General features: G+C 53.4%; 7 protein-coding genes. All 7 read left to right on the forward strand.

What is annotated here, in order from left to right; translation table 11 throughout:
- Positions 1–18 precede the first annotated feature (18 nt).
- Entirely contained in the window at positions 19–765 is a 747-nt protein-coding gene (locus tag POTG_RS19635; RefSeq protein ID WP_085982556.1) for an ABC transporter permease, read from the forward strand.
- A 273-nt stretch (positions 766–1,038) separates the two neighbouring features.
- Positions 1,039–1,530: a hypothetical protein gene (locus tag POTG_RS19640; RefSeq protein WP_009226583.1), complete on the forward strand. Its 492-nt coding sequence runs from the start codon at positions 1,039–1,041 to the stop codon at positions 1,528–1,530.
- Between the two features lie 384 nt (positions 1,531–1,914).
- Positions 1,915–2,910, forward strand: a complete 996-nt coding sequence (locus POTG_RS19645; RefSeq protein WP_009226584.1) for an aromatic acid exporter family protein — start codon at positions 1,915–1,917, stop codon at positions 2,908–2,910.
- 64 nt (positions 2,911–2,974) lie between these two features.
- A complete protein-coding gene (gene cotE / locus POTG_RS19650; protein WP_016312022.1) occupies positions 2,975–3,520 on the forward strand; it encodes an outer spore coat protein CotE in 546 nt (181 codons plus the stop codon).
- A gap of 145 nt (positions 3,521–3,665) precedes the next feature.
- Positions 3,666–5,186, forward strand: a complete 1,521-nt coding sequence (locus POTG_RS19655; protein WP_412836942.1) for a putative amidoligase domain-containing protein — start codon at positions 3,666–3,668, stop codon at positions 5,184–5,186.
- A 74-nt stretch (positions 5,187–5,260) separates the two neighbouring features.
- Entirely contained in the window at positions 5,261–8,116 is a 2,856-nt protein-coding gene (gene mutS / locus POTG_RS19660; protein WP_009226587.1) for a DNA mismatch repair protein MutS, read from the forward strand.
- A gap of 371 nt (positions 8,117–8,487) precedes the next feature.
- Positions 8,488–9,573, forward strand: a 1,086-nt coding sequence (mutL, locus tag POTG_RS19665) for a DNA mismatch repair endonuclease MutL (RefSeq protein WP_157273527.1), incomplete at its 3' end; no start/stop codon positions are given.

The following is a 9,573-nucleotide window of genomic DNA, read 5'->3' on the forward strand; positions in this document are numbered from 1 at the left end:
CGCAAGCGCAAGCGGCGGATGAGCAACTACGTGGTGGGCGTTCAGGCCTTGATCCTCGTGTTGTTCGTCGGACTTTGGGAACTCGCGGGCCGACTGCGATGGATCGATGTGCTGATCTTCAGTTACCCGTCCAAGGTTGGACAGCAGATTGTCAAAGATGCGGTCAGCGGGGAATTATGGCCGCATCTGGCGATGACGGTTGGGGAAACGGCAGTCGGTTTTCTGCTTGGGACGCTGATCGGCACCTTGTTGGCCGTCCTGATCTGGTGGTCGCCGTTTCTCTCCCGCGTACTGGACCCTTATATGGTCGTATTCAACAGCATGCCGAAGGTGGCGCTCGGCCCGATCTTTATCGTCCTGTTCGGCGCCGGCTTTACCGCCATCGTCGTTACGACGCTGTCGATCACCGTGATTGTAACCACCTTGGTCGTGTTCAACAGCTTCAATGAGGTGGACGCGAACTTGGTCAAGGTGATCCGCACGTTTGGCGGCACGCGGCGCGCCGTGTTTATGAAGGCGATTCTGCCCGCCTCGTTCCCCACCATCGTGTCTACGTTGAAGGTGAACGTAGGGATGGCCTGGGTCGGCGTCATCGTCGGGGAGTTCCTCGTTGCCAAAATCGGGCTCGGTTACCTGATCGTCTACGGGTTTCAAGTGTTTAACTTCACCCTTGTGCTGTCGAGCCTGGTCATCATCGCCATCGTGGCGACGGCGATGTATCAGTTGGTCGTCTATATCGAAAGGAAGCTGGTGAGGGAGCGGTAACGCTCCCTACAAGATTTCCCCATTATCAGGAAATCAAAAGTCAAAATAAGCGCACCGGGGGCTGGCATATGTTGAATTATCGCGTTAGGAACAAGTTCACTGGTCAATAAACAACTCAAAACTAAGAAAAAAGAGGGAAATATAGAAAAATATAAACTTCGGTTTCTTAAAAATGAAAAAAATGTAACCATCATAATTGGCTAATATTGTATGATATCTACACAAACCGTTTATTTACATAAATTTGAATTTTTTTCGGAGGTTTACAAGTCTGTGAAGAAAACAAAGGTATCAGCTGTTTGGATCGCATCGGCTTTGTTATCTCTTGCCCCGGTTGCATCTGCGTCTGAAAATGTTGCTCCGGTATCCGCTCAATCTGTGGTGTCATTGTCAGCTACGGAAGAAGTATCAAACATTAAACCTACAATTATTGATGACAACATGTTCTATCCAATGGATGCGCATCTCATTAATAATGTCACTCATACAGGTTCTTCGGCATATACTGGTAAATTTACTACAGCGCCCGAAAATGGTATCTATTTGAACGTTTGGGTTAAAAATAATGCTTCTTCATCTGTCTTTATTGATATCAGCCGTAATGGTCTGAAAATTACAGATGGTTATGAATTAAAGGTAGGAAGTCAAAAAACAATAAGCTTTGAAGATATGTTAGGTAATGGATTATCCGGAGATTGGGAAGTTTATATCTATAATAAAACTGGGGATAAATACAATCTTAATATCAATGCAAGACAGTTCTGATTCTAATTATTTAAGAAAACAGGAAGATCGCCCTATCCGGCCAGCTTGGTCAGGTAGTTGGCGATCTTCTTCTTTGCTGTCCTGTGCCAGGCATGTAGGGTCAGGCCCTTTTGCTTGTTCAGGTGCACTCCTCAAGCAAGGGACAGTCTTTGCAGCTCTTGGAGTCCGACTTGTGTTGACGTTACCCTGCCGGTCCGTGGTCGGTGATCAAAACGGCCTGCGACCATTCGAATTTCGAATGAGGATTTCACGGATCATTGTTGTGCAAGGCCGCTTTGCAGCATGATCCCGTTCGATCAGATCAGGAGAAATGGGATTGTTTGGATTCCGAAAATCAAGTAGGATATTTTCATAGATCGCTTTCGACAAAAAGGGTGAGAATTCATGGGTTTTCGAGTCATCAAAACGGCCATTGCCACGCTAATGGCAATATTTATTGCGGATGCCTTAGGGGTGCCTGGTGCCAATTCGGCGGGACTGCTGGCGATTTTAGGGGTCGACGTCACCCGCAAGCGCAGCCTGGCATCGATAACGGCACGTTTTTTTGCTTCAACTTTGGGGTTGTTGCTTGCTTTTGGCATCTTCTACTTCCTTGGGTTTCATATTTGGGTGCTGGCCATTTACATCCTCGTCGCTTTCCCATTGATCGCTCGCGCGGGCTTCAAGGAAGGGATTGTGACCAGCTCCGTTGTCGTGTTCCGCGTATTTAGCGGCGGGGAGATCTCCTGGCACGTGCTGTTAATCCAGGTGGAGCTGCTGATCATTGGGTTGGGTTCGGCCATGGTTGTCAATTTTCTGTACATGCCCAAAACGGAAGACAAGCTGCTGGAAACTCGGCGTGAGGTGGATGCTTTGTTTTCCGGCATATTTCAGGAGATTGCCGCTTCGTTGCGTGATCCCTACCGCTTATGGGATGGCAAGGAGATCACCGATGCGGCCCGAAAGATCGACGAGGGTTATGCGCTCGCGAAACGGGCAGCCGAGAACCAGATGATCTCGCCCAACGAGGCGTGGACGGCGTATTTTATCATGCGCAAAGAGCAGTTAAGCCGGATCGAAGGGATGCTGGAGCTGATTTCGCAAGTGTATCAACGTATCCCGCAAGGCGAATTTGTGGCCGTGTTGTTTGACCGGCTTAGCGTGGACGTAAATCAAGAGGAATATACGGGGATTACGGAGCAGATGCTTACGGAGCTGGAGGAGGAGTTCAAGAAAATGGAAATGCCTTCAACCCGTGAGGAATTTGAAATGCGTTCAGCCATTTTGCAGTTATGCCGAGAACTTTCCTTATATCTAGCTGTCTCCAAAAAAAACAAGGCTCCCATTCCACGAATCGCGGAAAAACGGGGAGCAAAACGAAAACAGGCGTCAATAAAATAGTTGTCACCCTAGACGAATGTCCTGCATACACTTGTATTGAATGATGTATGGAGGAGGTTCTAACATGTCATTGAAATATCAAAGTAGAGAGATCATCACGAAAGCGATCTGCGGCAAAGGTCGTAAGTTCTCTACCGTAACACATACCGTGACTCCCCCTCATAAACCGTCGAGCATCCTGGGGGCCTGGATCATCAACCACCAGTACGAAGCGGTCGCAGCGGGAGACGGAATTGAAGTTATTGGTACTTACGATATTAACATCTGGTATTCGTACGACAAGAACTCGCAGACCGAGGTCGCTAAAGAAACGGTATCGTATGTTGAGAATGTACCGCTGAACTACTTGGATTCCAGACACCGTTCGTCGACGGTGGAAGTGTCCGCAGAAGCCACGCAGGAACCGAGCACCGTCGAAGCCACCGTATCGGGAGACGGCCGCGTATCCATTCGGGTGGAACGCGAATTCGCGGTGGAACTGGTTGCCGAAACGAAGTTGAACGTGCTGGTCGTGCCGAACAGCGGCATTGATGACAAGGACTACGATTTCGGCTCCGAGCTCGGCGATTATGAAGATTTGGATCCGGATCTCCTCGACGACGAACTGTAATTCGATCAGGAAGCAAGTAGGCAAAGGGGTAAGTATCAACAGTTTCAGTGTACACTGTAGCATATGCGGCAGGGGCGTCGTCGAAGAGGGCGGCTGCCCTCTTTTTGTTTTTATTTTTGAATAATACCTCTATCGAAGACGGGGGATGAACTCAGTGGTGAAGGATGAGCACCTCGTACTAAAAATGCGTCTGGGCTCCAGCACATTTAAAGCTCGGCTGCTGCAGGCGTTGGAACGTTTGGGCGGACCCTACCGGGTGTTGAAAGGACCGGAATCATCCAGCAGAGCGTTATTGCGTACATCTTCGAGTTTCGGCAGGAAGTCAGCGGGGGCAGGTGCCGCTTCGGGAAGGCGGCTCGTACGAACCGCTGCAGACGATTCCCAATGGATTTACTACGGACGTGAGGAAGCGTATTGGGGCGGCCGGGTCCAGGAAATCGTGTTGGGACGGCCGACACACTCGCTGGAAGACTGGCGGCGCCGGCTCGAAACCGCTGGGCTGAAGCCAACGCCTGAGGCAAGAACCGCTCAAACAGCTGCAAGCACTACTGCGTCATATCTCCGCCGCTATGCCGTTACGGTATTCCACTTGCGGGCCTGGGAGGTACGTCCGCTTGGTAAAGCGGGGCTAACGCTCCCGCTCTTGGGGGAAGCCTTGTCCCCGGAGTCACCGCTTTATAAACGCCTGAGGAACACGGCGGTTCGGGCGCTATACGCCGTGGGACTTGATTTTGGTGAAGTGGTGATCTCGGCCGGGGAAGAGGGGAAATTTACGGTGGATTCCATCACCCCGATCTCGGACCTCGGCAGCGCGGCAACCAAGGCCATTGCCCAGGCGATGCGAGTTACCCTGGAGGAACAGGAGAAGCTGCTGGACTCACCGACAGAGCGGTTGATTGGGATGGACCCCGAGTTTTTGCTGTTTGATCGTGCCCATGGGAAAGTGATTCCGGCTTCCCGTTTCTTGCACTTTCATGGGGAAGCGGGCTGCGATGTGTTGCGATATCGCGGGCAGCGGATATTTCCGCTGGCAGAGCTAAGGCCGCGCCCCGGCAAGGAACCGCGCGATGTTGTCGTTCATTTGCTGCGCGCATTTCATGAAGCCCGAGCTTCCATCGAAGATCAAGGGCTGATCTGGCAGGCGGGGGCGATGCCGCAACGCGGTTTTCCGTTGGGCGGACACCTGCATTTCAGCGGAGTGTCGTTAACTCCAGAGTTGCTGCGGACGCTCGACAATTACCTGGCGCTGCCGCTAGCTCTACTGGAGGATCCCCGAAGTGCGCCACGTAGACCGAAGTACGGGTTTCTCGGCGATTTTCGGTTCAAGGAGTACGGCGGCTTCGAATATCGCACCTTACCTAGCTTCCTAATCTCTCCGCTCGTCACCAAAGGGGTCGTGGCATTGGCGCGCTTCATTATCGAGCATGCGGAACGCTTAAAGGCACGACCGTTGGAGAAGGAGGCGGTTTGGACGGCGTTTTACACCGGCAGAAAGCAACCGCTTCGCGAAGCGTTACCCCGCCTGATCGCCGATATCCATGAAGTTCCCGACTATACGCGATATCAGGGATATATCGAACCTTTACTGAATGCCATTCAGTCCGGCTATGTCTGGGACGAATCTGCGGATATTCGCCCCGCCTGGAAATTGCAAAATCCTTCATAACCGGGTTGCCCTTTTCTGGTATAATAGGATTCTATGAAAGACCTGAATGTGCTTAGGTTAATTGGAGGGGAATCATGGCTACCTACACGCCGATGATTGAGCAGTATTTACGGATTAAGGCGGAAGCGCAGGATGCGTTTCTGTTTTTCCGGCTGGGCGATTTCTATGAAATGTTTTTTGAGGATGCAATCCTGGCTGCGAAGGAGCTTGAAATTACACTGACCGGGCGGGACGGGGGCGCCGAAGAGAAAATTCCGATGTGCGGTGTTCCCTACCATTCGGCGGACAATTATATTCATCGTTTGATTGAAAAAGGATACAAAGTTGCGATCTGCGAACAGATGGAGGACCCGTCGCAAACCAAAGGCATGGTTCGGCGTGAGATCGTCCGGGTCATCACCCCGGGGACGATCATGGAAGGGAAAACCGTCGGCGAACGGACGAACAACTACATCGTGTCGGTCACTGAACGGCAGGGGATGATGGCTCTGGCTGCCTGTGACCTGTCCACGGGGGAGCTGTACGCGACGTCGGCGCCGGCGAACAAAGAGTGGCTGCGCGACGAGATTGGCCTGTACGACCCGGCGGAAATCATCGGGGACAAGGAACTGCTGGATTGGATTGCGGGACAAGCTGCTCCGCTGAGCAAGCCCGTCGTGTATACGCCTTGGGCGAAAGCGAAGGAAGATACGGCACGATCGCTGTTTGGCGAGGCCGAATGGATTCGTCTGGAGCCGGAGCGGCGGGACAATATCGCTGTCCTGGTCGGTTATTTAAGCGAGACGCAGAAGCGCTCGCTGGGACAACTTACGAAAATATCGGCTTATGAGCCGGAGCATTTTATGATTTTGGACCCGTTTACACGACGGAATCTGGAATTGGTTGAGACGGTTCGCGAGCGTTCGAAAAAAGGATCGCTGCTGTGGCTGCTTGACCGCACGGAAACGTCAATGGGCTCCAGGCTGTTGCGGCGCTGGATCGACAAGCCGCTGCTGCAGAAGACGCGGATCGAGGAACGTCTGGAGGCAGTGGAGCATCTGCACAGCGCGTTTATTTTGCGCGAGGATTTGCGCGGCGCTTTGCAGGACATCTACGATCTAGAGCGGCTGGTGGGACGCGTCGCCTTCGGCAATGCGAACGGTCGGGATTTGGTCGCCCTCAAAACGTCGCTGCTTCAGGTGCCGGCGATCAAGACGCTGTGCGCAGACTCGGCCTCAACCACGTTGAAGCGGATTGCTTCGGCAATGGATGAGTGTGCGGATCTGGCCGACATGATTGATGCAGCGATCGCTGACGAACCGCCGGTGTCGGTGCGGGATGGAGGCCTTATTAAGGCTGGGTATCATGCAAGATTGGACGAGCTTCGCGAAGCCAGCGTTAACGGTAAACGCTGGATCGCCGAGCTGGAAGCGGCTGAACGGCAAGCAACGGGGATCAAATCGCTGAAGATCGGTTACAACAAAGTTTTTGGCTATTATATCGAAGTGACGCGCGCCAATCTGTCTGCATTGCCGGAAGGGCGGTATGAACGGAAGCAGACGCTGGCGAATGCAGAACGTTTTGTTACCCCGGAACTGAAGGAGAAGGAAGCGCTGATTCTCGAAGCTGAGGAGAAGATGGTCGATCTGGAATACACGCTGTTTAACGAGCTGCGTGAACGGATCGCTGCGGATATCCCTCGCTTGCAGAAGCTGGCTGAGCAAATCGCTGAAATCGATGTGTTGCGCTCGCTGGCGCAGGTAGCCTCGGACAACAGCTTTGTGAAGCCGAAGCTGACCGACGGCTACGATTTCATTGTGGAGCAAGGCCGGCATCCGGTGGTGGAAGCGGTGATGAAGGATACAGCATTTATCGCCAACAGTACGGAGCTCCGCAAGGACGAGGCGAGCATCCTGCTGATCACGGGTCCTAACATGGCTGGAAAGAGCACGTATATGCGGCAGGTTGCGCTGATTTCGATCCTGGCGCAAATCGGCAGCTTTGTGCCGGCGGCCAAAGCGGAGATTCCGCTGGTCGACCGCATTTTCACGCGGATTGGGGCAGCAGACGATCTGATTGGCGGGCAAAGCACCTTTATGGTGGAGATGGCCGATATTCAGATCATGACGGAAAAGGCCACCCCGCGCAGCTTGATCATCATCGACGAGCTGGGCCGGGGCACCTCGACCAGCGAAGGGATGGCGATTGCGCAGGCCGTGATCGAATACGTCCACGACCGGATTGGCTGCAAGGCGCTGGTGTCGACGCATTTCCATGAGCTGGCTTACCTGGAGCACAGCCTTCGCGGGCTGAATAACTACAGCATGGCGGTGCAGGAAAGCGGCGACAAGGTGCACTTCCTGCGCAAATTGATCCCCGGCGCGGCCGACACCAGCTACGGCATCTACTGCGCGCGGCTGGCCGGCCTGCCGGATGAGATCATCGGCCGGGCGTACGGGCTGCTGAAAGAGCTGGAGGAGAAAAGTCCGTTGGCGGACGGGGGCAGCGTTGCGGTGGCTGGTTTAACCTCTGGGACAGCAACGGTGGATGTGGCTGCAACAGCCGCAGCTTCTTCGCTGGCGGCTCAGCCGCTTGTGACGAAGGAGCAGAACGATCAAGTTGTGCGGGTAACGGCAGCAGCTGCAGGAACAGCTGTGGGTACGGCTTCAGCGGATGCTGCTGCAGCTTCGGCAGCAACAGAGGCTGTGGCTGAGATGGAAGCTGCGGCTACGGCTGAGCCGCTTGCCGGTGAAGTTGGCCCGGTCGTGCAGCTTTCGATGTTTGGCGACGATGAGCCGCTGGTTCAAGCAAAGCCAGCCGCTCAGGCGCCGGAAGATCCGGCAACACGTACGATCATTAACCTGATTAAAAATGCCGATTTGGTGAACATGACACCGCTGCAGGCTATGCAGCTGGTCAATGATCTGAAGATGAAGGCGAAGGATTTGTAAACGTACGGTAGATACTAGGAAGTCAGTTACAGAACGGAACAGGGGCAACGTTGTACGATGATTTTGAGGAACCAAACGGTTTATGTATGATGATATCTATGCATGGGCACCACCACGGCTTGGGAAACTGTCCGCTCGGTGCCATTGTGTATGAAATTTCGAATAGAATGAAGTTCAGTTCCGCGGTTTTAGCGGAATGTATATGAAAAATCGAATAGATTGGAGCGAAATCCCGGACATGCCCCGGATTATGTATGAAATTTCGAATAGAAACGGCGATTTGGTCGTTTTTTTCGGGAATATATATGAAATTTCATATAGATTTGTCCAGATTTCGTAAGATCGGTCAAACAAGGAGGGAGGGAATAGCTATGGCAAAAATCGCAATATTAGACGAGCATATCGCTAACCAGATTGCCGCTGGGGAAGTGGTCGAGCGCCCGGCTTCGGTGGTCAAGGAGCTGGTGGAGAACGCCATTGACGCAGGGGCTACCAAAATCGAGGTCGCCGTTGAAGAGGGTGGAATGCAGCTGATCCGCGTGACCGACAACGGCTCGGGGATTGAACCGGAGGATTGTGAAACAGCGTTTTACCGCCATGCGACAAGTAAAATTACCTCTGGACGCGACCTGTTCCAGATCCGGAGCCTCGGGTTCCGCGGTGAAGCCTTACCCAGTATCGCGGCGGTCGCCAAGGTTCGGCTGGTCTCTTCAAGCAACGATTCCGGGCTCGGGCGGGTGATTGAAATCGAAGGCGGCTCGTTGAAACTCAATGAGGACATCGCTGCCCCGCAAGGAACGGATATTGTGGTCAAGGAATTATTTTACAATACACCGGCAAGGCTGAAGTATATGAAGACGATCCAGACCGAGCTGGGGCATATCTCTGATACGATGTATCGTCAGGCGCTGGCTCATCCTGAGATTGCTTTTACGTTGCGGCATAACGGCAATACGTTGCTGCAAAGCCCGGGAGGCGGCGATCTGCTGCAGGTCATTGCGGCCGTCTATGGCGTGAATGCCTCCAAAGGAATGGTGCCGATTGAAGCGGAGGATCTGGATTACCGGGTGACGGGGTATATTGGGCGTCCGGATTTGGCGCGGTCCAGTCGCTCGGGCATGTCGACGATTGTGAACGGCCGGTATATCCGGAATCAAGGGCTTCATCAGGCGATTTTGCGCGCGTATCACACGCTGTTGCCGATTAATCGGTATCCGCTAGTGGTGCTCATGCTGGAGATGCACCCATCCTTGGTTGACGTGAACGTGCATCCGTCCAAGCTGGAGGTGCGCTTCAGCAAGGAGCCGGAGCTGAACAGTTTTGTGGAGAACAGCGTGCGCGCTGTGCTGTCCGGGCAGGTGCTGATCCCGCAAGTCGTGCGTCAGACGATCGGGAAAGGCCCGAACCGCTCCGTGATCCAGGAGCAGTTCCACTTCCTCGCGCCGCCTCTAGGCACG

Source organism: Paenibacillus sp. oral taxon 786 str. D14 (assembly GCF_000159955.1).
Lineage (GTDB): Bacteria > Bacillota > Bacilli > Paenibacillales > Paenibacillaceae > Fontibacillus > Fontibacillus phoenicis.

Bases quoted from the DNA above. Each gene is read 5' to 3' on its own strand.
- POTG_RS19645 (WP_009226584.1), top strand. From the start codon at position 1,915: ATGGGTTTTCGAGTCATCAAAACGGCCATTGCCACGCTAATGGCAATA.
- mutS (WP_009226587.1), top strand. From the start codon at position 5,261: ATGGCTACCTACACGCCGATGATTGAGCAGTATTTACGGATTAAGGCG.
- POTG_RS19635 (WP_085982556.1), top strand. From the start codon at position 19: ATGAGCAACTACGTGGTGGGCGTTCAGGCCTTGATCCTCGTGTTGTTC.
- POTG_RS19655 (WP_412836942.1), top strand. From the start codon at position 3,666: ATGAACTCAGTGGTGAAGGATGAGCACCTCGTACTAAAAATGCGTCTG.
- cotE (WP_016312022.1), top strand. From the start codon at position 2,975: ATGTCATTGAAATATCAAAGTAGAGAGATCATCACGAAAGCGATCTGC.